The sequence below is a fragment of the Sphingomonas sp. Leaf25 genome, from assembly GCF_001421635.1.
In the GTDB taxonomy this organism is placed as follows: Bacteria; Pseudomonadota; Alphaproteobacteria; order Sphingomonadales; family Sphingomonadaceae; genus Sphingomonas.
The window spans coordinates 21,017-43,154 of sequence record NZ_LMKU01000029.1 but is presented as its reverse complement, the minus strand read 5'-3'; the positions used below and the strand labels follow the sequence as shown (position 1 = coordinate 43,154).

Genomic DNA, 22,138 nt, shown 5'->3' with positions numbered 1-22,138 from the left:
GATTGGTTTCACCGATCCGGGCGTCGGAAACAAGGGAGTTAAAGAACATGGAAGGTCAGATCGTCGTTGCGGAGCCGCAGCTCGAAGTGCCCGCGATTGCGGATCCTTTCGCCGCGGACCGATTGCACTGGCGTCCCGACGACGCCCAGCGCCCGGCGCTGGTCAGGCTGGCGATCGTCGCCACGACCGTCGGCGCGCGGTTCGAGAGGGACGGGCTTGCGTGCGACCCGATGGCGTGGATGCTCTCTCCCCGCGCGATGTTCGACGGGGAGAGTGCCCTGACCGCCTGTCTGGAGGGCAGGGCGTTCGAGCGGGCGCTTGTCCTCCATGCGCAGGGCGCCGACCTGGGGCTCGACGCGGATCCCGAGCTGCTCGACGAACTTCTCTCCGATGACGACGACGACGTCCTCGACGACGAGCTGCTCGACGACATCGCCGTGTCCGAGCTGGACGCGGAGGCTGGGGCCGGTCCGCGGCACGACCCGCCGTTCCCGCAGAAGTCGCCGGAGGCGCGGGCCTGGCGGCGCCGCGCGGCGCAGCGCACGCACACCGGCGACCGGCTCTTCTCGACGGGCTTCTCGCAGTATGCGGCAGGCGGGCGGATGCTGGTGTTCGTCGCCGCGGTCGTGGACAGCGAGCGGACGTTCAGGAACCGGCTGTTCGAGCGCTACGGCGCGATCGCCGCGCTGGGCGCGAAGGTTAGGGAGGGGTTCGACCTCTACGACACGATCGGCTCGCGGCTGGTGTCCGACCACATCGCCAACGAGCTCGCCTTCCTCGCGACGGACCCCGGCAAGATGACGGCGGAGGGCTTCGCCGTGGTGCTGGAGTGGCGCGCATGAGCGTGCAGGGTCTCGTCAACGTGCCGGTCGAAGCGTCGGCGATCGCGCGCGTGCTCGACCGCCACCCGGACTACCGCGTGCTGCGCAGGCTTCCGCCGTTCGAGCGCCGCGACGTGCCCGCGCTCAGGACCGGCGTGATCACCGGCGTCGCGCTCGACGTGGAGACCACCGGCTTCCATCCGGAAGACGACCGGATCATCGAGCTGGCGATGCAGCGTTTCGAGGCCGACGCGGAAGGCCGGATCGTGTCGGCGGAGCCGCTGGTCGCCTATTTCGAGGATCCCGGCATCCCGATCACGCCGGAGATCACAAAGGTGACCGGCATCCGGGCGGAGGACGTGAAGGGAAAGGCCATCCGCGACGGAGAGGCCGGGTCGATCCTCGCCTATGCCGACTTCGTCGTCAGCCACAACGCGTCCTTCGACCGGCCGTTCGTAGAGGCGCGGCTGCCAGAGGCGCGCGACCTTGCCTGGGCCTGCAGCCTGAACGACGTGGATTGGCGAGGCCTCGGCTTCGAGGGGCGCACCCAGTCGCAGCTGGTCGCCGCGATCGGCGGCTTCTACGACGCCCACCGTGCGGGCGTGGACGTCAACGCGCTGCTGCATCTGCTCGATCACACGCTGCACGATGGAACCACGGTCCTATCCCACATGCTGGATCGGGCCCGTCGGACCACCTACCGGCTCGACGCGGCTCGGGCGCCGCGGTCGGCGTCGGAGAAACTCAAGGCGCGCGGCTGGCGCTGGTCGCCGGTTCGCGGCGTCTGGTCGATCGAGGTGGAAGGGTCGTTGAAGGACGACGAGATCGACTGGGCGACAATCCAGATCTACGCCGCCACCGATGTGCCGAGCGTGAGCGAGATCGACTGGCGCGTCCGACATGCCCGGTGAGCGTTCCGAGCCGGTCGTCGGCATCCTCGACGGCGGTCTTTCGGCGGTCGCCGAAAGCCTGTGGCCGCCGCTCGGCCTGCTGGACGGCTGCGCCGAGCGCTTGGGCTGGCTGGGAGTTCCCGTTGCGCAGGTCTACGTCCGGGCGGCCGAGACCAGCCTCTTCCACGCCATCATGGCGATCGAACGGGTTCGGGTGGGCGAGGGCTGGACCCCGTCGGACGATCAGCCCGGGATCGATCCGCGTCTACTCGAGTGGCTCGACTAGCTGGCGGCGTAGCGCTCCTCCGCCGCGCGGCGCGTCGCGAGGCGTTCGTCCTCGCTCGTGACCGGGACGAGACGCTCTCGCTTCAGCTCCTCGAGCAGCAGCAGGAGGGCGGCGCTCTTGGCGAAGGCGAGGTCGCGCTCGGCCGTCAGGATGCGCCGCTCCGTGCGGAGCGCGGCGATCTCCGCCCGCAGTGCGGCGAGCTCCTTTCGCGCACTCCGCTCTCCAGGATCCGGCTGGCTGCGGGCGGCAGCCCCCACGTATCTCTTGGCGCGCTCGACTTCGTCGCGCACCCGGGGCCATTTCGCTCCGTCGCCGCTGATGGGCGTGCGGCTGCTTTTGCCGGCTTCCCAGGCGACATGCTGCTGGCACACGCTGAGCCTGCCGGACAGCTTGAGCGCCCGGGTCTTCTGTTGTGATGGCGTCCCGTCGACCACGCGCTGGAGGGCCTGCAAGAAGGCGGTCTCCACGGGATCCTCGTTCTCGAGCGTCCTGACCTTGAAGCTCACCGGTCATACCTTTCGTATCCGAGCGCGCGCAGCATGGCGCGCGACTGCTCGGCCCGCCGATTGGCGACCCAGTATTGGTCCTCCAGGCCGCGCCGCTTGGCACTGCGCCAGACGCGCTCGTTTGTGAGATAGCGGCGGCGCCAATAGCCGAGATGGCTCTGGTCGGCGAGAAACAGCTGGCAGCCGCCGCAGATCGACGGACTGCGTATCATCTGATCGGGCGTGCTGTTGAGGAAGGTGGCGCTGCCTGTCATGTCGTTGCAGCGCGACCGATGCGGCGCGAGGGCAATCCCGCACGAGCCGTGCTCGCCGGGGGTCAGCGTGGCACCGGTCTCGATCAGCTCTTCCGACACGTCCGGCGCCATTGCCGTCCCGTCGCCCACGGACAAGAAGCGCGTCAGCGATCCGGCCGTCCTCTTCCTCGGATCCGCGGCGGCGGCCAGGGCGGCCCTCGTCACCGCGGTGCGGATCTCAAGTTCTTCCTTCTCGTCCAGTTCGGGGAAGTGCCGGCGGGCCTTGAGCCGTTTGCCCTCGTCGTCTTCGGTAGGGACTCTCACCTCGTCTTCGGAGATGGCGCGTCGCGAGCGGAGCATCCTCTCGTGACGGGAGATGACGTCCTCGAGCCGCCCGCCGACCGCCTCCTCGAGACCGAGCATGGTGGCGAGGCTGCGGTTCGCGACGAGCCGGCGTTCGTCGTCCCCGCCGAAATACATGGCCGGGTTGCGACCCATGTAGCCGGTCTGGAGGGTGGCGATCCGCAGGTGCTTGTATTGCCGCTTGATCGCGGGAAGCAGCCTGCCGTCGAGGCGCAGCATGAACTTCGCGAAGTTCTTGCGATATTGGTGCGCCCGCACGTTCGCGCATCTGGACTCCCGGTATGGCCTGATGTCCGGGCCGTCCAGGCTGGCGCCTACGTCGGGCAGCCCGGTCAAGTCGACGAAGCGGGCGTAGAACTGCTTCACCGAGGTGGCGAAGCGGTGGCGCGTGATTCGGCAGATGCTCGACGGCTTCCACGGCATGCCCGGACAGTTCATGCAGACACTGAGAGCGGTCCGCGCCTGCTGGTCGGGCGACAGTCCGCGCCAGGGGGACATGAGGCGCTCCAGCGTCTCGATCGCCCTGACGGCGAGCGGGACCTCGCCCGTTCCGGCCAGTCGCGATCCGACGAGCCAGAGGTCGTCGACGGGCGTCGTCTGCTTCTTCAGCAGCTTGGCGCGGACGAAGAACAGGTCGAGCGTTCCGCTCTGCGAGCGCTCGACGACGATGCAGTCTGGATGCGCGTTGCCTGGCGTCCAGCCGCCACGGATCGATACGACCTCCGACAGCCGCATGCCCGAAGTCGCCATGACCGTGAGCAGGCAGACGTCGCGAAGAGTCGAGAGCAGGTTGTGCAGCGCGAGCGATGGGCTGTTGGATGCCCCGGTATTGGACAGACCGGACTCGGAAAGCGCTGCTGGCCAAGCCACCTTGCTCGCGCCGTGAGTGCGGAACTGAAGGCTCCGCAACGCCTCGTAGGCCTGATTGCGTTCATGCCCGGAACCCAGGCCGCCAGTATGCTCGAACCACAGCCGCTGGGCTTCGAAGACGTCCGGCGCGTGTATGGCGATCACGCGCTCAGCCGTGTTCACGATGCGGAGATAGACCTCGTCGGGTATGGGCGGGATCGCGTCTTCGACGACGTTGACGACGTAGTTCGCGACCTTGGAGGCGGATCGACCGCCGAGCGGATCCAGCGCCGGGACCGGGATGCCGGCCTTGGCAAGCTGCCTGCGCGCCTGCCAGATGAACCCCAAGGTGGCGATCCGCGTCTTGATGCGACCCTCCAGACTCGCCTTTGCCTTCCGATGGGAGGACGCCTCGTCCTCGTCAGCCTCGCCGCGCTGGATGGCTGCGTTCTCCTCGCCGGCGAACTTCTCGGCTAGGTGCCGCAGGTAGTCGTCCGCGGCGACCGGAGTGAGCTGCTCGAAGCTGGATAGCCCGCGGTCGACCATGTAGCGCATGAGGCTGGTGATGCCGGTCATGATGCTCGCTGCCCCGGTGACCTTCTTGACGAAGCGGATGCGCGGGTCGGCCAGCGCGATCCAGAGCAGCTTGCGGAAGTCGTCGACGATCGCGGCGTCGACCGCGCCGACGCCGCCGTCCGGAAGGGAGGGATTCCAGCCGTCCGGCAGGCCGGTGGTCCAATACAGGCCGATGCCGGAGGCCGTGAGCCCGGGATCGTCGGTGTCGAGCCGCCAGACCACGTCCGTCCACATGCTCAGCGACGAAACCCGCTTGCCCGGTCCGAAGCTCAACGCCTCCGGGTGGCGCAGCAGTTCCTGCGTGGTGAGGGCGGTCGCCATCATTCGATCTCCGGCAGGGGTGGAAGGTCCATCTTCTTGGCCAGGGCGCGGGCCTCGTCGGTGAAGGCGGGCAGCCAGTCGTCGGCCAGCCGCTGCGCGACAGGCAGCCAGATGCCGAGATACGCTCCGGCAGACAGCGCGTCCTCGCCGTCGAAGCTGCGCTCAATGGCGTCGAGTAGGAGATGAGCGTAGGCGCACGACCGCTCCGACGTCAGGTCCATCACCGCCAGGGGGCAGATCGGACATTGGCCGTAGGCGTGACAGGCCTGACCCTTCTGACCGGGCATCGGGCTTGCGTAGCGGTCGAGGCAGGAGAAGCCCGGGGTGGCGGCGGAGCGGTCCGACTTTTCCGGAAGTTTGCGCGCATCGATGCGGCCATCCGAGAGCAGCCAGCGTTCACGCTCTTCGGCCGCCCGCGCCAGCATCTCGATGTCCCGGCTCTCAGCTGCATGCGAGCGATAGTGGTCGATCACCACCTGCTGCGATGCCTGGCCGCCGGTCTTTCGGACCGACTCGGTGTCGCCGGTCGCCAAGTGGACGAGGTCGAGCACGCCTTTGCGCATGTCCTTCATGGGGATGTTGGACACCTTCGCGCTCTTGATCATGCGCGTCAGCGCGCCTGCGATGGCGCCGCCGCCTTTGTTTCGGATATCGGGACCGATCTCGCCGAAGCGCGAGGCGCCGCGCGCCACGAAATAGAGTTCGCTGCCGACGACTTCCCGGCCGATCGCGGTCCAGCGCTGAAGGAAGTCGAGCAGTCGCGCAGGATTGGTGGACGAGGCGTCGATCGCGAATGAGGCCGTCTGCCAGGTGTCGACCGGACGGCGCTTGCGTGCAGTAATCACGATGCGATGGGCATTGCCTAGCGAGTTCTTGCGCACATCGCTCAGTCTCAGGTCGAACAGCACGGCCGGATTGAAGCGCGTGTAGTGCAGCAGGACTACTATGAAGGGCATCAGCTCCTCCGCCCCTGGCGTGAAGCTCTTCCGGAAGCGATGCGCCATGTGTTGCGAACAGTGCGCGTTGACCTCGTCGGTGACGTTGTAGTCCGGATCTGCGGCACGGCCGGCGATGAAGAGCTCGCGCAGCATCAGCGCCTTCGCGACCAGCCTGTCGGACGCGTCGCCGGCCTCGAACATCGCGAGCAGCGGCTCCGTCTCCTCGATCCGACGCTCGATCTCGTCGCGGCAGTGGCGCAGCAGCTTCGACATCGCCGCCGCGTCCGGGACGGTCTTCAGTTCGCGCGACGGCCGCACCGCGTCCGGCCACGGGTTCTCGGGCCACTCGCGGATGGCCTCCGCGAGGCGGTCGTTGCCGGTCTCCCGGCTGACGGGTTCCAGCACCATCCTTGCGTCGCCCAGATAGGAGCGGCGCACGCCGACGCTCAGCGCGGCCTTGTCGTCGACCACGCGGTCGAGCCACCACACGAAGCGAGAGATGGTGTCGCAGTCGATGTCGTTCGGGGACATGTCGCCACTCGACTGCTCGTCGAAGAACGCGAGCAGTCCGGACTTGAGCGAGGCGATCACCCGCGATCTCGTCGACGGCGACTTATGCCCCAGCAGCGGAAGCAGGGTGGGGACGATCGCGTCGCGCAGGCTCGGGAAACGTGACAGGCGGCCCATTGGAATGATCTGCGGCGCGTGATCGTCGTGCGCGGGAAAGGCGAGGACGTCCTCGCACCGCTTGTTGGTCGCGGATGCGATTTCTGGCGGCACGAGGGCTGCCGACGGGACCGGCTTGGACTTGGCAAGCGCCGCCCTGCGCGCTGCGGTGCTGCCCGCGCGCATCAGCCGAGCAGCCCGAACACGATCGACTGCACGAGGTCGTCGGCACCGCCGGCGAACTCGTGCACGTGGCGGAGATAGACCTTCTGCGTCGTCTCTAGCAGGGCGTGACCGAGGCGGCGCTGGGCCTCGAGCCAAGGGTCGGCGCTGTGGCCGCGCGAGTTCACGTAGTAGAGGCAGGCGCACGTGTGCCGGAGATCGTGGAATGTGTGCGCGGTCGTCGAGGCGCCCGCACCGTGGCGGTGGCCGGGAAGCTGACGGAGCAGGCCCGCGCGGGCGACGGCGGCCGAGAAATCCCGACCGAGGATCGCCGGCGAGAGCCGGTCGCCGGCCGCTGGACCGGCCGATCTGTGGTTCACGAACAGCGCCGGGGTGTGCTCGTCGTCGGGCAGCGGCACGCACGCGGCGCGCTCGCTCGCGATGTAGAGCTTGAGCTCGGCGATGAGGAAGCCGGGCAGGAGGATGGTGCGCGGGTTGCCGCCCTTGGTGACGGTCAGATCGATCGCATGTTCGGCCAGCGGCGCCCGCGGGTTGTTTCTCACCTTTTCGATCTGCTTGCGGTCGAGGCCGCAGACCTCGAACCGGCGCAGGCCGCCCAGCAGCGCGATCATCGAGGACAGCCAGAGGCGCGAGGTCTCGCCGTCGCGCCGCTTGGACGGCCGCGGCCCGAAGCAGGCGATGAGCGGCTTCAGGCTCTCCAGCGGGACCGGACGGATAGCCGTCTCGGGGATGCGGCCTATCGTCTTGCCCAACTTGGTCACGAAGCGCACGTCGGTCAGACCGCGCGAACGCGCGTCGACGTAGAATGACCGCAGGGACGAGACGCGCCGCTTGATGGTGTTCCTGGCAAACTGGAAGCCCTGCTCGGTCTCCTCGTCGAACGCCTCGGCGGTCATCTCGTAGACGTAGTCGCGGAAGTGGTGCTCGGTCGCCGCGTCCCATGCAACACCCATCGTGGCGAGGAACTCGAACCAGGCGCGCAGGTCGTAGGCGTAGGCGCTGATCGTGTTGTCGGCGTGCTTCTCGTCGCCGATGCCCACGGCCTGCTCGGCGAGGAAGAGCAGGGCGGGCGCCACTACGGCGCCGGTGGTGAGGTTCACCAGGTATCGGAAGCCGGCAGGCAGGTCGCGCTTGGCGGGGCGCAGGTCCTGCAGGCCGAGCTCTTGCGCCACGCGCCTTGTCGTGCCAGACTTCCAGCGTACGACTGAATAGCGGTCGTAGGGATTTGGAAATCCCTCGATCCTGGCCATGAGGTCGTGTTCGGAAACGGTGTAGCCCGTGTCGCGCATCGTTTTTTTCTTCAGTTGATTGGTGAACAACAAGGTGGACAATTCCGCTTGTCCATATTCCATTCTATGAGCATCGTGAGGTGTTCACATCTTTGTTCATCGCAAAACGTGGAAAGGAGTTAGGGGCGTGATGTGATGCACCCCTACGAGCGGCTAGCGATCGAAGGCCGTGAGCGTAGATCGATCGTTGTGCAGATCGGCCAGCGCCTCAAATCGCGCTTGGCGTCACGCATCCTCCGGAAGAACTATCGCCTTTTTAACGCCGGTCGCCTGCAGGCGCCGGGCGAGCTCGATCTGCTCGTCAAGGACCGAGCCATTCAGATAGGTCGTGAACTCCTCGCTGTCCCACGCGTCCATGATGCACACGTCCAAGCCGAGATCCTGCTCGATGATCATGGTCATTGAGACGTCGAAGTAGATCTCGATGTCGGAACGCTCGGATATGACGGCTACCGGACGCTCAACGATGTCGATAAGGCTCCATTGGGCTCCCTTTCGGATGCCGTCGGCGACCGCCCGCTCTGTCGCGGTCCTCAGACCCGCCTTTCGCTCCGTCACGGACGCGGCGATCGCAGCGACGCGTCGAAATGCGCTGATGAACGGTTCGGCGATGTCCTGCGGATCGTAGCGCTCGTTGGTTCCGAGAACGATGCTCCGTTCGATCGGAACGCGGAGGCCGCCTCGCGTCCGAGCCACGCAGCCGACGAAGAATAGCGCGGGTTCGTTCGACCGTTGACGGGTGTGGCTACGGACGGTCAGCTGGCGCTCCTCCCACATCTTTTTAAGGCCTGCGGCGTCCAGGCTGCTGAGCATGATCGCGCTTGCATCGTGAAGAAGTTCGAATACGTTCTGAATCATTTTTCAAATCCCATTGAGGTTCAACTCCTCATTCCAATCACACTCTGCCGAATTCTTGTTAACGGTGCCTTGCGGATCGCTGCCGAAGCGCAGGACTACTTCTACATGTTCTCAACCGTGTCCGTCGCGTTTGAGCCATCACCGTGGCCGCGCCAGGCTGGATTGATCGGCACGGGGCTCCGGCGACGCTTGCGGAGTTCGCGGCGCACGATCGGCTCGGCTTCTCATATCAGCGCGCGGCCGGGGGCTGGCTGCGCGCATCGACGGATCCGCCAGAACACGTTCGTGTCAACGACGGCGAAGCGATCCGCCAGCTCGCGCTGGCCGGCGTCGCCCCGGCGGTGCTCGCCGCATTCACCGTTCAGCAGGATCTGGAGACGGGCCGGCTCATCCGATTGCTCCCGGACGTGCAGCCTTTGCGGAGCGAGGCCTTTCACGCTGTCGGCGTAGGTCGCTCGGAAGGGCTTCCGGAGCGGGTGCGGGTGGTGCTCGACCTGCTGGCTCGCCACGGTAGGGTCGATGCGCTCCGTGCGCACTGACGGGACCCGTCTGATTTTCGATTGGAAGGTTGTGGGCGGGAGACCAGGCTCAACCGCTCGGACGGTCGTCGCGTCCGGCGCAGTGCTTGCGGTCGCGTGTCGGCCTGACAGTTCCGACAGGACTGCCGCGGTGTGAACGGCCGTGATCCTTTCGATCCGTCGAGCGCTAGGCCGCGGCCTAGGGAGCCGCGCGTGCGCTGGTGGTGAAGCGTGCGGGCAGCATATGAGATATTGCGCGCGCCGCTTCGCGTCCCGAACGATGTCTAGCGCGTGCGTCGGGTGGCACCAGTCGCGGCCGTTGGGCAACTGGGCATTTGTTGTGCCGCATCGACGACTTGAACAGCTTCTAGGCGATGCCAGCCGGGAATGCTTGGATGAAGGCCTAGAACGCCGGGTTGATGACGTCGCGAAGTCCAGCTGCATCGCCGGGTGTGAACTCGGCGCCGGTTATGCTGAGGACGACCAGTGACCGCTCGGCGAGAGATATGCCGGGGTCTGGCGGGATCGTTGGCTTGAGCAGGTTCAGTTCGAAGCTCGACGGAGGGGGCGTCTTGGCCGCCTTCCTGACCGCGGCGTCGCTCGCTTCCGCGAGCGCGGCGTGGCCGAGCAGAACGATGTTCCTGCCCGGCGAGCGCTGTGCGGACGTGTAGATGACGGCCTCGATCCGGCGCTCATTCCCGCCGACATGGACCTCGAGCTCGTGCGCGAGGAACTCGGCGACGGCTTGCGTCGGGACGTAATCGAGGTGTTCGTCCGACTTCAGGATCGGTCGCGCGATTTCGCTCATGAACCGCTGCATGAAGCGCCACTGCGCGAGCCGGCGCGCGTGGTCCTTCGCGAAGACGTTCAGTTCCTTCGGTCCCGCTCCGAAGCGCGTAAGGTCGAGCACGCAGACCGGGCGCCTTAGCCGAAACGTGGCCACCGCCACGCGGTCGCCCACCAGCGGGCGCAGCTCGGAGAGGCAGGTCTTCTGGTCGAAGGAGCCGTAGAAGGCTCGCACGCCGGACGGGTTCATTCGGTTGGCGCGGCCGACCTTCGGCGGGGCGGCGCCCATCCTGCCGACCGGATCGTCGGAGATCTTCTGCAGTTCGGCCTCGTCGACGATGCGGGCGCGGTGGAGGTCGCCGGCCTCATCTGGCGCGAGCATGTATACCGCGGGATTGCGGTGAAGGTCCTGCAGAAGGTGCACGTTCCTGAAGATCGTGGCGAGCGCGCCTCTGGCGTCGTCGTTGAAGAACCGCCTTCGATGGACGATGTCCTGGCAGAAGCGTTGCCACAGGAGGCCGTTGCCTCCGTCGCTTGCCCGGACGGGTCCGTAGTGGGCGTCTTCACTGTAAAACGCCTCCCCCCCGTCGGGCGGCCAGTAGTCGTCCGCCGCGATCAGCTGGCTGCACAGCGCGTCGAACGCTCCGTCCTCGGACGGTTTCGTCAGCGACTCGACCGTTTCCCGGAAGTCCGTGCCGGTGGGTTGGTGATAGATGCGGTCGTCGTCCGGATCGCTCGAAAAGAACGCCTCGGTTTCGCTGAAGCCGTAGTTGTTGCGGAATACCTCGTCGACGATCGCCGCGACGGCTTCGACCGGCACCCCTTTGCGCCGGGGATGGAAGTCGCACGGTCCTTCGTCGTAGCCGGGGCGTATGCCTTCGATGCGACGCTTCAGGCCCTTTTCGCCGAAGCACTCGGGACAGACAAGCGTCACCGCTTAGATGGCTCCCCTGGCGCCAGCTGCGGCGTTGATGCCGCGCCTCTTGCCGGGTTCATTTGTCCAGCTACGTTTGCGTGATCGCATTCTTGCCCCTCCGTCATCACGGCGACGTCCCCAACGTCGTCGCCGAAGATACCATTTCACGCCCGGACTTGCACTTGCTTCCTCGGACTGTGCGGACTGGTCGGATTGATCTGAGTGCTTTTAATGCCGCGCCGGCACGGCAACCTCACGCTGTCGCCGAAGTCTCGGCTGCGGCAGGTCCGGCAGCTACGTGCCGCGCCGAGGTCGCGGCGGATCAGCAGCTATCGATCAATCTTCGTGTTCACCATCCGGAAGGTGCCGGGATGGGTTGGCAGCCCGACGGCCCATCCCCCGAGTATCGCGTCTACGTCGCAGATAAGCTGTCTCTCGATGGTGACCCGTATCGTCGCGAGTTCCGGAGGAAGCAGGTCGTAGCGGTAGTGGGTCCAGTCTGGGATGGGCCCATGCCCTCGACGGAAGCGGGCGACCATGTCGTCCGCCTCGCCGACGTAGATCAGGTGATTCGCGCAGTCGGCGAGCATGTAGACCACGTTGCGCGCCCCGATCTCCATCAGATACTGATCCCGCGGCCGCCATGGCTGCTTGTGGATGCGAGGCCGGATCTTTCCGCCCAGCTCGTCGTCGATCCGCCGCATCGGCGCAGAGCCGGCGAGGCGCGCGAAAAGGTGGGGAAAGTCCGGCTTTTGCACGTAGTGCGCGACGATGCGCATCGTTCGGTTCGACGTGTCGAATTCGAGATCGGCAAACTCCCAGAACGCCCGCTCGGCGTCCTCGACGCGTCGGCGCGCGGCGCCGCCGCTCGCGGAACCTGCGAGCTTGGTGTCCAGCTCCCGCATGTAGGACATAAGGAACGTTCGAGCGAGCGCGGCGCGCAGCTCCTCCTGCAGGAAGAGGCGGAACTGCCGCGCTTCGCGGTGCGGAACGATCTCCGCCTTGAACATCTCTCCTTGAAAGGTGCAGGTGATCGAGGCGCTCGGATCGCTCCGCCCCTTTACGGCCGAGAATGTGGGTGCGACGCCCCACATCCGATCCACCCAGAGCGGTATCGGCGTGACACCGAGGCGCACGAAGGTCCCATCCACCTTCTTTCGCCAAAGAGGGAAGGCGACGTCGTTGCGTTCGATCGGCAGAGGACTTTCTCCTGTCGGACGGGCCCATGGTGAGCGTAGCGGAACGCAGGTCTGCCGCAACCCTGCCGGTCATCGCGACTGCATCGCATATCGGGCCCCCCCGAGTTTGGTGCTAGGTTTCGGATGTGTGCAGGGTTGGCGCAGCTTTCCGCTTCAACCTTCTGGAACAATCGAGTGTATGATGAGCACCGGCATGCCCTCCCCGGTCGGTGGACGTTCGGCGGGATGGTCTCTTCGCCATCCGTCGCCCGTCCTTTCGAACACCGGGCCATGCCCGTCGTCCGGGCGCCACCAGGCGTATCGTGGGAACAGGTGCATCAGCCCCTGTTTGCGCGATAGGAAGCTGTGCAGGATCGGTTCGACGGAAGAGATCTTGGTCTTGCTCTGACCGAATACATGTTGCGGCGCGTGCCCCTCTTCGACGAGTGTGAGCACCTCGGCGCACACGCGGTCCCAACCGTCCCCTGTCCGAGCTGGTGGGTAGGTGGCGCACGCGAACGAGTGCCCAACGTTCAGTTCACCGGTTCCCGTGGAGATCGGCGTCCCCTGCAGCAACGCGACGAGAAAGGATCCGAAGGTGACGTCGATTGGAGCCGACTTGATCGGAGGTCCCGCCATCCACCAGGATGACCAGGGAAGCGGTGGCGTTCCCAGCCGCGATCGCGGGTCGCATGGCGCGGCGACATACCAACCGAAGGGTAGGGCGCCCAACGCATGGCCCCGCAGATCCACGCCGGTGGCCAGTGGGTCGTTGGATGTCGAGGACTTGTAGAGCGTGAACTTCGGCCAGTCGGTTAGAAGTTCCAGCTCTCGGCTTGTGCTGTCTTTTATAGGCGCGGCCGGAACCACGGGTCGACGCATGCGGTGCAGCGCGCGGACGACCTTAGCCTGCGCGAAGACACCGCGCGCCTTCGCCGGTCCGGCGGGCCGACTATCCGAAGTGACCGTCTGCTCAAACGCGAAAATCGCCAAATCGCCGAGTTCCACGCGCTCGATGAACCGCTTCGTCGCCGCAAGCGGTATCTTGTCGATCCAGCCGAGCTTGATCGTGAGCGCACGCGTCAGTCTCCCCTGCGACGTCGTCGGTGCGAGCGCCTCGTAAAGTGCCTTGAGAAAGGGAGGCCTGAAAAGGACGGCCAGCTGTTCGAGTTCCCCGAGATCGCCGTCCAGCCGCCCGTGCGCGAGCGTTGCGCTATCGATCCGAGAGATCGCTGCGGCATCTATCCAGGAATACATCGTCGCTAACTAGGGTCAGTCGCTTAAAAATCTCAAGCGAAGTCCCGCCAGGTTGGACCTGGATGTCCCGCGCGAGATGGTCCTCGGCGGTGAAACGCCCGCGGAACGCTTGGAAGGCGGGGCACGTCGATCGAGGAGGCTCATCGGACAGCGACGGATCGCGGCTGTGCGACAGAGGTGATCGTGCCGAGTTTTGCCGGGTTGCGCATGACGTAGAGCCTGTCCGCTAGTCCGTCGCCACCGATCGGCCCGACCCATAGCACGGCAATCACCGTCGAGCCGTTTCGGATGACCAAGGCTTCGCCAGTCGCCATACGTTCAAGGCTCCGATGATACGGGCTCCACCAATCCTTCGCCTGAGCTGCAAAATCCAGGACCGCACCGCGGCCGATCAATGGCTTCAGCGCCGCCCGGACCTTGCCGCCGCCATCGGCGACGAGCGTCACGTGTTCGGCAAGCAGTTCGGAGAGTTCGCTGGCGTCACCCGTTTCCAGCGCTCGGTCGAACGTGGCCAGGATGCCCCGGTTCAATTCCGATGGGGCGACAGAGTTTGATCTGCCGTCCCTCACCTTGGCGCGAGCGCGCGAAGCCAGCTTGCGACAGGCGACTTCCCCGATGCCGAGCGTCTCCGCGATCTGCTGGTGGGATACGCCGAAGACGTCGGCGAGCAGGAACGCAGCACGTTCGCGCGGAGACAGGCGATCGAGCGCGAGCAGCAGAGCTGTCTCGAGGGATCCAGCCTCACCCTCGTCGATAGCTGTCTGCGCGTGCAGGGGTTCGGGCAGCCACGCCCCTACATATTCGGTTCGCACGCGTCTTGCTGAACGCAGCATGTCGATCGCGCGCCGCGTGCAAACGGTGGTCAGCCACCCTTGATGATTTTCGATCGCGTCATGATCGGCTGCAAGCCAGCGCGCGAACGCGTCCTGGACGACATCCTCCGCTTCGGCGTAGGTGCCGACCATCCGGTAGGCCAGTCCGAGCAGCTTTGGTCGAGCCTCGTCAAACAGTTGCGCAATCTCGACACTCACGCGATCCCCTTGATCCAATGCGGCGTGAAGCGCGTCAGCTCGGGCTCGTGCGCCAGCAAATGTCGGGAGGCATCGAGATATTCGCGGTATGCGTCGGTGCGTAAAAACTCCTCGGCGTCCGCTGGCGAGCGGTAGATCTGGACTGCGATGATCGCATCGGGGTCGTCTCCGAGACCGTAGCTGTAGGCGACGTGACCGGGGTTGGCAGAGATGGCGGATGGCATGTGGCGCTCCCACGCGTCCACCAACGATGCGCGTTGGCCGGCTTGAGCGCGGTGGGTGACAATCAGTCCGATCATTACAGCTTTCCTTTTCCGTGGATACTATGATGACGATCTGATGTTGCCGTTTGTGACACCCGACCAAAGCGGTCGGCAAATATCATGTGATGGTAAGCTGCGACAATCGATCGGTCGCGCTCGCGACTAGCGCGCCGGATGTGGCAGCTGCGCACGCTGAGTAGCCACCTTCGAAAGGCGCAGCGAATACGTGGCTGGGGAAGTGGGCGCTGCCAGCGTTCGATTGTGAGTTTGGAGGGGGTCGAATTGTCGGGAAGCGAGAAACCCTACCGCTGGCGCAGGCTGTGGCTGTCGGCGGATGACGTTCCCGGAACGGGTGCGCGCGGACTGTTTTCTCCGGAGCTGCATTCCTTGGCAGGGGCGACTGGTCATCCCGAGCCCAGCACGCTGCAGGACTTGTCGGACATCGGAGCGCTGCTCCTTCGCGGGGAATCGGGTGCCGGGAAGACCGTCGCGATTCGGCAGGAGGTCGAGCGGCTGCGCGGCGGCGGTTCTGAGGTGGAGTTCGTCGATCTCGCTGATGGACTCGTCGATGTAGCAGCGCTGTTCGGTAGCCTGGTCGCGGGTGCAGGTCCGACGATCTTTCTGGACGGCCTGGATGAAGCGCTGATGCTTGATCCCACGCTGGACGTCACCCTGCGTCGGGCAGTGTCGCAGCTGGACGACATCAGGCGTGTCCGTCTTCGGATTTCGGTCAGGTCGGAATTTGCCGTCCACCGCCTCGCTGGGCTGCTCGCCGAAAAGTTCTCTGATAGCTTCGAGGAATTGGCCTTGGCGCCGTTGCGCGCCGAGGACGTCATGATCGCGGCCAGAGCCGAGGCAATCGACCCGGACGACTTCCTGTCCGCGGTGGAGGGACTCCGCGTGGCGCCGCTGGCAGCCCGTCCCCCGACGCTCAAGATGCTCCTGGGTCTCTGGAAGAAGGACGGACATCTCCCAAAGCGCCGCCAAGAGATGTATCGGGCGGGTTGTGCCGCTCTGCTTCGAGAGGGCAGCCGGGGGCGTCTGGGGGCCTTGGGTGGCAATAATCCCGGATTGATCGGCCACCTGGACATGCCCGACCGCCTCGCGGTGGCAGCTCGCGTTGCAGCGCTGACGACGTTCGGTGGGCACGACCGGATAGATGTCGGGAGCGAACCGTCGGGATCGGGCTTGCACATTGACCTTGTCGCAGGCGGGGTCGAGCACACCACTCGCGGCGAGGTTCACGTCACAGCTAGCGCGGTGCGCGAGGTGGTGGGAACCTCCCTGTTTCGCCCGATCGGCCCAGCAGGCTTTGCCTTCGCTCATCCCAGCTTCGCGAGCTTCCTGGCAGCCACCTATCTGCTCGAACGCGGCGCGTCGCCAGAGCAGACGCGGCCGCTTCTGTTCGCGCCTGGCGGTCTTGTCGGCGCCAATCGGATCGACGTCGCCTCCTGGCTGGGCGCGCTTGACGCCGCTCACTTCGAGCGGTTCGTAGAGTTCGATCCGCAGGTGCTGCTCAGGTCCGGCATACCTGCTGAAACGCCGGGGCAGCGCCTCGACCTCGCCAATCGACTGCTTGCGCAAGCGGCCGCCGACCGTCTCGACGTCGACGAGTTGGAGGCAACCGGAGACCTTGTCCTGGTCGCGAGTCCCGGACTGGCTCCACTTCTTGCGTCGTTCGTCAGCGACAGGGCCAAGAATCCGGCGGTTCGGGCCTTCGCCGCTCGAATGGCCGCGGACACGGGATGCGTGCCCGTCGCCGACTGCGTGACCGTTGCGGTGGATCGCAGCGAGCCCGCGAAGGTTAGACGCGCCGCGCTGTCGGCGCTTGCGGAGGCACCGGAAGGAGCGCGGGATGCGATACTCGCTTTGAGCCTGCTGGACGAGCCGGACGAGGACCTGCGCCTGTCCGCCTTGTCGATCGCGATGAAGACGCTGCTGGCACCGGGTGAGGTCGTTGGCCGGCTTAAGCCTGGCGCCCTTATGGGCAAGCAGTCGTTTCTTGTGCTCCGCTTCCTGCGAGCTCTCGACCCCTCAGCTCTTCCCGAGGTATTGGATGCGGTCGCGGAAGTCGCTGTCCGACGCATCGTAGAGCCGAGTGACGACCATCTGATTATTGCGCAGAGTGTCGCTGCGCGCGCCTTGGCGCACTTGGACGACGCGTCGACCATGGCGGCGTTGGCGAGGTTTATATCGAGACTCCCGCCCGTCGAACCATGGCTGCGTTGGTCATTCCCGCTCCACAAGCGCGGCCTGCCCAAGACCGCCACCCCGGATCGTCGTCGGGCGCTCATCGCCATTGTGGCGAAGCTGAGCCCGACCAGCGTCGATGCTGCTCGCAATCTCCTCGAAGCGTGCTTCCTGCTTGAGAACGACGACCTCCCGTGGCTCGTGAAAGAGGCTCTGGCTGCGCTCGATGGACCGCTGGCGTCGATCTGGGCGACGTTAGCCACAGAGGTGGCGCTTGGCAGCGGCGGCGCGCCCTACGGTCATCTTAGAGAGCAGGGGGCCACCCCCGCGGAGATACAGCGCATCGCCATCGCCGGCCTTACCATGCCGAGGGGCTACGAGCGTTGGGAGGCACCCGATTGGTGGGAGAGCTCGCGGGAGGGAGGGGCTGAAGAAGGCGAGGAGCTTGGTGCCGGACCGGATGAGGACGACGTCGAACCGATTGTCAGGTCGATGCTCGACTGGCGGCTTTTGACCATACAGGCGACGGCCGGCGGGCGCGACGACGTGCCGCCGGTCGACGTCGTGGCCGTCCTAGCGCTGGTTCGCCGAAGCGACGCTCGACTGGTTCTCGGAGACCGCGATCTTCTCGAAGTGGTGATGGAGTCGCTCGTCCGCTTTCAGCATCGGCTGAAGGGCCGAGATCCGATCGTCCGCGCGCTCTGGAATGAGGGCGCAGAGGGCTCACCAACAAAACCGAAGGACGAGAACTTCCTTTCCGACGTCCTCGTCGATCATCTTCGGCAGGACCTCGTCAGGGGCGCCGTCGTGGCTGATCGCGAGGTGCAGCTTCGATCCAGGCTGAACGACACCTCGGGACAGCGCACCGATATCCAGGTCCAGGCCTTCACCGGAGCCGATTCGGAGGGCGGGCGGCGTCCGATCGCGAACTTGACCGTGGAGGTGAAGGGTTGCTGGAACGACGACCTCCATACCGCGATGCAATCGCAGCTGGTCGACCGCTATCTCGCGTCCACGGGCTCGGGGGTCGGACTCTATGTCGTGGGTTGGTATGTCTGCCCGCAGTGGGAGTCGCAGCAGGTCGCCGGGCGCAAGCCGAACGCTGAGACGACGATAGCAGGGCTGCGGTCGACGCTTCAGGCCCAGGCGGTCGGTCTGTCTGGACCTGATCGCTTGATCAAGGTCGCGGTGATTGACGCCACGCTTTCCTAGAGGTCGCGCGCATGCCAAGCATCAACCGGACATTCGAAGGTCGACTGCGTCCCGGGATCTCGAGGCTCGATGTCGCGCCGCATATGCCAAGGCTGCTAGTATGGCGTGATCCCGCTAGTTTGCGAAGCGAGTTGAGTGATGCTGGCGCTCCCTAATACCACTATCGTTGATGGAAATGCGGTTCGTTGGGGCCGGGTCGGAGAGGGGCCTCCACTAGTTGCGATCCATGGCACACCGTTCTCGTCGCAGGTGTGGCGCCGGATCGTGCCGCATTTCGTCGATCGTAGAACCATCTACTACTTCGATCTCGTCGGATACGGTCTGTCGGAGATGCGGGAGGGCCAGGACGTGTCGCTGGCCGTGCAGAACCAAGTGCTTGCCGCCCTGTTCTTCGAGTGGCAGATCGAACGACCTGACGTGCTGGCTCACGATTTCGGCGGCGCTACGGCGCTGCGGGCATACTATTTGAACGGCCTGCGGTATGCGTCCCTGACGATCTTCGACGCCGTCGCTTTGGCTCCATGGGGTTCGGAGTTCGTGCAGCACGTCCGCAAGCACGAAGCGGCTTTCGCGGGCATGCCTGACTACATGCATCGGGCGATGCTGCGGTCATATCTGCAGACGGCGGCCTACAACCCGTTGTCCGACGAAGCGCTGGAAATCTACAGCGCGCCATGGCTCGGGCCGGTCGGCCAGCCTGCCTTCTATCGCCAGATCTCGCAGATGGATCAGAGGCATACCGACGAGGTGGAGGCCTGCTATGGCCGGATGGAATGCCCTGTCACCGTTCTATGGGGCAGGGACGACGAATGGATACCGGTCGAAAAGGGCATCGCCTTGGCGGCGTTGATCTCCGAGCGCGACTGCTCCGTCGTCCCCGAATGCGGGCATCTAGTGCAGGAGGATCGGCCTGAGGCGATAGTGGCGGCTTTGCTGAAACGGATCTGCCGAGGATAGCGGGTGTCCGCCTCCACATCGTCGTCTGCCTGTCAGTCGAGATGATCGACGGCGCAATTCGCCCAAGATGCTGCTGGGCACCGCTCGGAGGCTCCCAGCGAGTCCTTTTGGGGACGTCGATGCTAGCGCGGATCTCCCGGTGATCAGCGCGAAATGCGGACGATGTGCTTCATGAAGGCGGCGGTCATTTCGAACACGATCTCGATCTCCTCCTCCGGCTCTGCGGTCGATGGCCGGTCAATGACAGCAGGATGAGATCTGCGGAACGTCCGATCTTATCAGCGAGGAACGGGGCTGCCGCCACCCGGAACGTCTGCGCCGTCTCTCAAGGCACTCGCTAGTTGAAACGCTTTGCTCCGAAGGGCACAATCAAGGCCGGTCACGCTGATCTGCGGCGCTCCTAAACCGTCCGATGGTTTCGGCTCACAATCGACAGAAAGTTACGTATTTGTTGGACGTGCAACGGATAGGTAACCTTTGCGTGGACTTCCTCGGGTGAAAGACCCAGCAAGTCTATACTGAGAAATGCCTCCGCAGAGAACCGCTCGGAAACTGTAGAGAGGACCAAACGAAGCTGGGCAAGCATGTCGTCGCCGCGGCCTGACCCATGCAAAATGGCGATGGACTTGCCGATAATCTCGCTGCGGGATATTAGCCAATCGATGGCGTTTTTGAGACCCCCGGAATTGCATGAACATATTCCGGGCTTGAGATGATGAGCGCGTCGCTTGCCTCCACCAAGGCGGCGAACTGCTGCACCTTTTCGGGTAGTCTTTCACCTTCGCGGTCTGGAGTGAAAATTGGCAGAGCGGCTATCCCGTCGAACACCTCAATGTCATACTCCTCTTTGAAGACGGAGGCTACTGAACGCAGCATCGCCGTATTCGTAGATGCTGCACGGGCGCTTCCCGATATAGCCAGTATCTTCATAAAGACTGCCATTGACTGAAGTGCCAGCAAAATACCACTGGCCTCTCGAAGTCGCCATTCTGCGCAGCGTCGCTGATCCTGGGTTTACCATAGGATTCCTAGATCCAATGGGATTAACTTACCGGCCGGCTTTCGCCTCACGCAAATGGATCGGGGACAGGACATCTCCCATATAGGCTTGGAGGGTTGTTCATTGTGAAGGCTAATCCCGTATCGAAGGGTCGACGTCAGGCGGCTTGGCCGGCCGACGGCGTCCGGCCGCTCGGATCAGCCGAGCAGCGGGCCGACCAGGCCCAAGACGCCTGAGGCGATCAGGTTGCCCGCCGCGCCTTCGCATGTTGTCTTCATTGAGGTGAGCGCGGCACGGATCTTCGACTGAGAAGGCTCTTTCGCCTCGACCTCGTGCGACAGGACCGCCACAGGCTCCTCCAGCGACGCCTGAACGTCGGCCGGCAGAGCGGGGATCGCCGGGCGGAGCTGGTCCAGGAACGCTGCCAGCTTGTCGATCGCGACGACGTTAGACACGTTCTGGTTGTTGGTCACCTGGCTTCCGCCGGTGACGTTGCCGAGCGTGCCGACGTTGCTGTTCGTAATGTGGTTGGTGATCGTCATGGCTGTCGCCTTTTCTGTGAGCGTGAAGTTGAAGTCCTCGCCGACGACGCCGCCGGCTTCGAGCTGGAGCGCCCACTCCATCGTGCGCGTTCGAACCGCCTGCAGGATGGCCGCGAGGACGCCCGGTCCCAGCCGCCATCTCAGCGGAAAGTTGATGCCGGCTAGTTCCGAGACGAGGTGCTGCAGCTCCGACGGGAAAGGAACCCGGAGGCCCGAGGTTTCTCCCTTCGCGATCAGCGCCTCGATCTCTCCGACGGGGTTAGTAAAGGGGAGCTCGTATAGAACCTTCAGCAGGACGTCTGCCGCGGGATGTCCGACCTGGACCGGGACCTCGCCTCGGTATGGGTTGATCGCGAACGGCTCGACGGTCAGCAACCTGCACAGCGGAAGCTCTGCGCCGGCACCGGCGTAGCCGTCGAGCTCGTGACCGATCCACTGGGCCATCTCGGAATTTGCCAGCCCGAGCTTGCTGGCCACCAGCTTTGCCTTGAGCAGCAGCGACGACGCGCTAACGCTCTCGTCCATTGCGGCCTGCTGCAGCTGAATGACCAACGGAACGTTCATATCGGCCACGCATTCCCTCCCTCATTGCAGCGTAGATGGTGGGCGAAGCCCTGCGCCGCAATCGCACCGTCATCTAGGGAGTCTGCCAGGCTAGGGAGACGGTCCTCGAGTGTCTCGATCGGGTTCGACGTCGAGATTGCAGCGCTGTTCGAGCGCTCGAGGCGCAAGCATTGCATCGACTTTGAACTCGGCGTCGCGGTCCGGTCGGCGGAAGTGGCTTCCAGATCGGTCGAGGTGTCCTTCTAGCGCGACAGCGGCAGTGGCTCATGGATGACAAGGAGGGGCAGAAGTGCCTCGACCGTGCGGGTATGAACGCTGCCACCGTCAAGAAGCTGAAGAGCGGTCTTTAAGAATTTTGCTCATTCGAGCTAGTCGGCATCATTATCGGGCCGGTCGCTCAACTGTCCAATCGGAAGCGGAAGCCCTCACGCTGCCAATATCGCAGCCCGCGACCGGGGAGTTTGTCGCGAACTTGCCCGGCGTAATCGTCTTTTTTGAGGCGCTCGGCGATGCCTGCCAGCCGCTCCGCGGCGAGGACGATACCCTCTTGCGTCATCGAGGGGAGAGAGGCGACATATTAAAGAGCGCCGCCGCGATTGACAAGGTGCCCTTCCGAGTCCTCGTTTAACGGAACAAGGATGACTTCAGCGGACGGGCTGGGCGCCCAGCACGTGCAATCGCTACACCACGAAGCGCCTTGGCTATGGGTTTCGGCGACGTGAAGACGATCCTATGCCAGCTTGCCCGCCTTCATCGAGTATTCTTGAAAGACCATGCTGCGATTAGAGTGGATGAGCTTTGCGCTGAATTGTCGCTTTTCCGTTTCTGTGAAACCGGTTCCGGCGCCAGGGAGCACATAGGCCGGGTCCAAGGCTCCGAGAAACGTCGGGCCCGAGATTAGCAAGTTCATTGCCGCGTTCCCGCGGCGCACCGTGTCGATGTCCC

The 22,138-nt window shown here is 64.8% G+C and carries 19 protein-coding genes; 6 read left to right on the top strand and 13 right to left on the bottom strand.

Annotated elements, in window-relative coordinates:
- Nucleotides 1-47 precede the first annotated feature (47 nt).
- The 3 genes from ASE78_RS19250 to ASE78_RS11850 are packed head-to-tail and all read left to right on the top strand — an operon-like array spanning nucleotide 48 to nucleotide 1,997.
- Nucleotides 48-842 (top strand): hypothetical protein, encoded by a 795-nt coding sequence (locus ASE78_RS19250; protein WP_056497427.1) that lies wholly within the window; start codon nucleotides 48-50, stop codon nucleotides 840-842.
- Nucleotides 839-1,732: a 3'-5' exonuclease gene (locus ASE78_RS11855; RefSeq protein WP_156351491.1), complete on the top strand. Its 894-nt coding sequence runs from the start codon at nucleotides 839-841 to the stop codon at nucleotides 1,730-1,732. Before ASE78_RS19250 ends, ASE78_RS11855 begins: the two co-directional genes overlap by 4 nt.
- Nucleotides 1,722-1,997: a hypothetical protein gene (locus ASE78_RS11850; RefSeq protein WP_056497421.1), complete on the top strand. Its 276-nt coding sequence runs from the start codon at nucleotides 1,722-1,724 to the stop codon at nucleotides 1,995-1,997. The genes ASE78_RS11855 and ASE78_RS11850 overlap by 11 nt, the downstream gene beginning before the upstream one ends.
- On the opposite strand, the gene ASE78_RS11845 is transcribed toward ASE78_RS11850, so the two are convergent.
- From ASE78_RS11845 to ASE78_RS11825, 5 genes are all read right to left on the bottom strand, one after another.
- Nucleotides 1,994-2,503, bottom strand: coding sequence for a hypothetical protein (locus ASE78_RS11845; RefSeq protein WP_056497418.1), 510 nt, complete (start codon nucleotides 2,501-2,503; stop codon nucleotides 1,994-1,996). The two genes, ASE78_RS11850 and ASE78_RS11845, sit on opposite strands and share 4 nt — an antisense overlap.
- Nucleotides 2,500-4,845 (bottom strand): hypothetical protein, encoded by a 2,346-nt coding sequence (locus tag ASE78_RS11840; protein WP_056497414.1) that lies wholly within the window; start codon nucleotides 4,843-4,845, stop codon nucleotides 2,500-2,502. The genes ASE78_RS11845 and ASE78_RS11840 overlap by 4 nt, the downstream gene beginning before the upstream one ends.
- Nucleotides 4,845-6,635 carry a hypothetical protein gene (locus ASE78_RS11835; protein ID WP_056497412.1) on the bottom strand — a complete coding sequence of 597 codons (1,791 nt, stop codon included), beginning with the start codon at nucleotides 6,633-6,635 and terminating at the stop codon, nucleotides 4,845-4,847. The genes ASE78_RS11840 and ASE78_RS11835 overlap by 1 nt, the downstream gene beginning before the upstream one ends.
- Nucleotides 6,635-7,963 (bottom strand): tyrosine-type recombinase/integrase, encoded by a 1,329-nt coding sequence (locus ASE78_RS11830; protein ID WP_162236500.1) that lies wholly within the window; start codon nucleotides 7,961-7,963, stop codon nucleotides 6,635-6,637. Before ASE78_RS11830 ends, ASE78_RS11835 begins: the two co-directional genes overlap by 1 nt.
- A gap of 183 nt (nucleotides 7,964-8,146) precedes the next feature.
- The gene (locus ASE78_RS11825) at nucleotides 8,147-8,779 is read right to left on the bottom strand and encodes a hypothetical protein (RefSeq protein ID WP_056497407.1); all 633 of its coding nucleotides are present in this window, start codon (nucleotides 8,777-8,779) and stop codon (nucleotides 8,147-8,149) included.
- A gap of 143 nt (nucleotides 8,780-8,922) precedes the next feature.
- On the opposite strand from ASE78_RS11825, the gene ASE78_RS11820 reads away from it, so the two are divergent.
- Nucleotides 8,923-9,318 (top strand): LysR substrate-binding domain-containing protein, encoded by a 396-nt coding sequence (locus tag ASE78_RS11820; protein WP_056497405.1) that lies wholly within the window; start codon nucleotides 8,923-8,925, stop codon nucleotides 9,316-9,318.
- Nucleotides 9,319-9,700: 382 nt separating this feature from the next.
- Here the strand turns inward: ASE78_RS11820 and ASE78_RS11815 are convergent, their stop codons facing one another.
- From ASE78_RS11815 to ASE78_RS18970, 5 genes are all read right to left on the bottom strand, one after another.
- On the bottom strand, nucleotides 9,701-11,017 hold the full coding sequence (locus tag ASE78_RS11815) for an RES domain-containing protein (protein ID WP_056497403.1): 1,317 nt from the start codon (nucleotides 11,015-11,017) through the stop codon (nucleotides 9,701-9,703).
- 311 nt (nucleotides 11,018-11,328) lie between these two features.
- On the bottom strand, nucleotides 11,329-12,135 hold the full coding sequence (locus ASE78_RS11810) for a GIY-YIG nuclease family protein (RefSeq protein WP_156351490.1): 807 nt from the start codon (nucleotides 12,133-12,135) through the stop codon (nucleotides 11,329-11,331).
- Nucleotides 12,136-12,351: 216 nt separating this feature from the next.
- Nucleotides 12,352-13,434, bottom strand: a complete 1,083-nt coding sequence (locus ASE78_RS11805; protein ID WP_056497396.1) for a hypothetical protein — start codon at nucleotides 13,432-13,434, stop codon at nucleotides 12,352-12,354.
- Nucleotides 13,435-13,574: 140 nt separating this feature from the next.
- Entirely contained in the window at nucleotides 13,575-14,465 is an 891-nt protein-coding gene (locus ASE78_RS11800) for a sigma-70 family RNA polymerase sigma factor (protein WP_056497391.1), read from the bottom strand.
- Entirely contained in the window at nucleotides 14,462-14,764 is a 303-nt protein-coding gene (locus ASE78_RS18970) for a putative quinol monooxygenase (protein ID WP_056497388.1), read from the bottom strand. The genes ASE78_RS11800 and ASE78_RS18970 overlap by 4 nt, the downstream gene beginning before the upstream one ends.
- A 138-nt stretch (nucleotides 14,765-14,902) precedes the next feature.
- On the opposite strand from ASE78_RS18970, the gene ASE78_RS11790 reads away from it, so the two are divergent.
- A complete protein-coding gene (locus ASE78_RS11790) occupies nucleotides 14,903-18,130 on the top strand; it encodes a hypothetical protein (RefSeq protein WP_156351488.1) in 3,228 nt (1,075 codons plus the stop codon).
- Between the two features lie 138 nt (nucleotides 18,131-18,268).
- Nucleotides 18,269-19,087, top strand: a complete 819-nt coding sequence (locus ASE78_RS11785; RefSeq protein ID WP_056497384.1) for an alpha/beta fold hydrolase — start codon at nucleotides 18,269-18,271, stop codon at nucleotides 19,085-19,087.
- 651 nt (nucleotides 19,088-19,738) lie between these two features.
- On the opposite strand, the gene ASE78_RS19245 is transcribed toward ASE78_RS11785, so the two are convergent.
- The 3 genes from ASE78_RS19245 to ASE78_RS18750 all read right to left on the bottom strand — a co-directional run bounded on the left by ASE78_RS19245 (nucleotide 19,739) and on the right by ASE78_RS18750 (nucleotide 21,749).
- Nucleotides 19,739-20,017 carry an NADPH-dependent FMN reductase gene (locus ASE78_RS19245; RefSeq protein ID WP_200911048.1) on the bottom strand — a complete coding sequence of 93 codons (279 nt, stop codon included), beginning with the start codon at nucleotides 20,015-20,017 and terminating at the stop codon, nucleotides 19,739-19,741.
- Nucleotides 20,018-20,284: 267 nt separating this feature from the next.
- Nucleotides 20,285-21,193: a hypothetical protein gene (locus tag ASE78_RS11775; protein WP_056497380.1), complete on the bottom strand. Its 909-nt coding sequence runs from the start codon at nucleotides 21,191-21,193 to the stop codon at nucleotides 20,285-20,287.
- A gap of 397 nt (nucleotides 21,194-21,590) precedes the next feature.
- Nucleotides 21,591-21,749: a hypothetical protein gene (locus ASE78_RS18750; protein WP_156351486.1), complete on the bottom strand. Its 159-nt coding sequence runs from the start codon at nucleotides 21,747-21,749 to the stop codon at nucleotides 21,591-21,593.
- Nucleotides 21,750-22,138 lie beyond the last annotated feature (389 nt).

What these genes read in the sequence shown, in the direction of transcription:
- ASE78_RS19250 (WP_056497427.1), top strand. Translation starts at nt 48, where the DNA reads ATGGAAGGTCAGATCGTCGTTGCGGAGCCGCAGCTCGAAGTGCCCGCG.
- ASE78_RS11855 (WP_156351491.1), top strand. Translation starts at nt 839, where the DNA reads ATGAGCGTGCAGGGTCTCGTCAACGTGCCGGTCGAAGCGTCGGCGATC.
- ASE78_RS11850 (WP_056497421.1), top strand. Translation starts at nt 1,722, where the DNA reads ATGCCCGGTGAGCGTTCCGAGCCGGTCGTCGGCATCCTCGACGGCGGT.
- ASE78_RS11840 (WP_056497414.1), bottom strand. Translation starts at nt 4,845, where the DNA reads ATGGCGACCGCCCTCACCACGCAGGAACTGCTGCGCCACCCGGAGGCG.
- ASE78_RS11835 (WP_056497412.1), bottom strand. Translation starts at nt 6,635, where the DNA reads ATGCGCGCGGGCAGCACCGCAGCGCGCAGGGCGGCGCTTGCCAAGTCC.
- ASE78_RS11825 (WP_056497407.1), bottom strand. Translation starts at nt 8,779, where the DNA reads ATGATTCAGAACGTATTCGAACTTCTTCACGATGCAAGCGCGATCATG.
- ASE78_RS11805 (WP_056497396.1), bottom strand. Translation starts at nt 13,434, where the DNA reads ATGTATTCCTGGATAGATGCCGCAGCGATCTCTCGGATCGATAGCGCA.
- ASE78_RS18970 (WP_056497388.1), bottom strand. Translation starts at nt 14,764, where the DNA reads ATGATCGGACTGATTGTCACCCACCGCGCTCAAGCCGGCCAACGCGCA.
- ASE78_RS11790 (WP_156351488.1), top strand. Translation starts at nt 14,903, where the DNA reads ATGTGGCAGCTGCGCACGCTGAGTAGCCACCTTCGAAAGGCGCAGCGA.
- ASE78_RS11785 (WP_056497384.1), top strand. Translation starts at nt 18,269, where the DNA reads ATGCTGGCGCTCCCTAATACCACTATCGTTGATGGAAATGCGGTTCGT.
- ASE78_RS19245 (WP_200911048.1), bottom strand. Translation starts at nt 20,017, where the DNA reads ATGAAGATACTGGCTATATCGGGAAGCGCCCGTGCAGCATCTACGAAT.
- ASE78_RS11775 (WP_056497380.1), bottom strand. Translation starts at nt 21,193, where the DNA reads ATGAACGTTCCGTTGGTCATTCAGCTGCAGCAGGCCGCAATGGACGAG.
- ASE78_RS18750 (WP_156351486.1), bottom strand. Translation starts at nt 21,749, where the DNA reads ATGACGCAAGAGGGTATCGTCCTCGCCGCGGAGCGGCTGGCAGGCATC.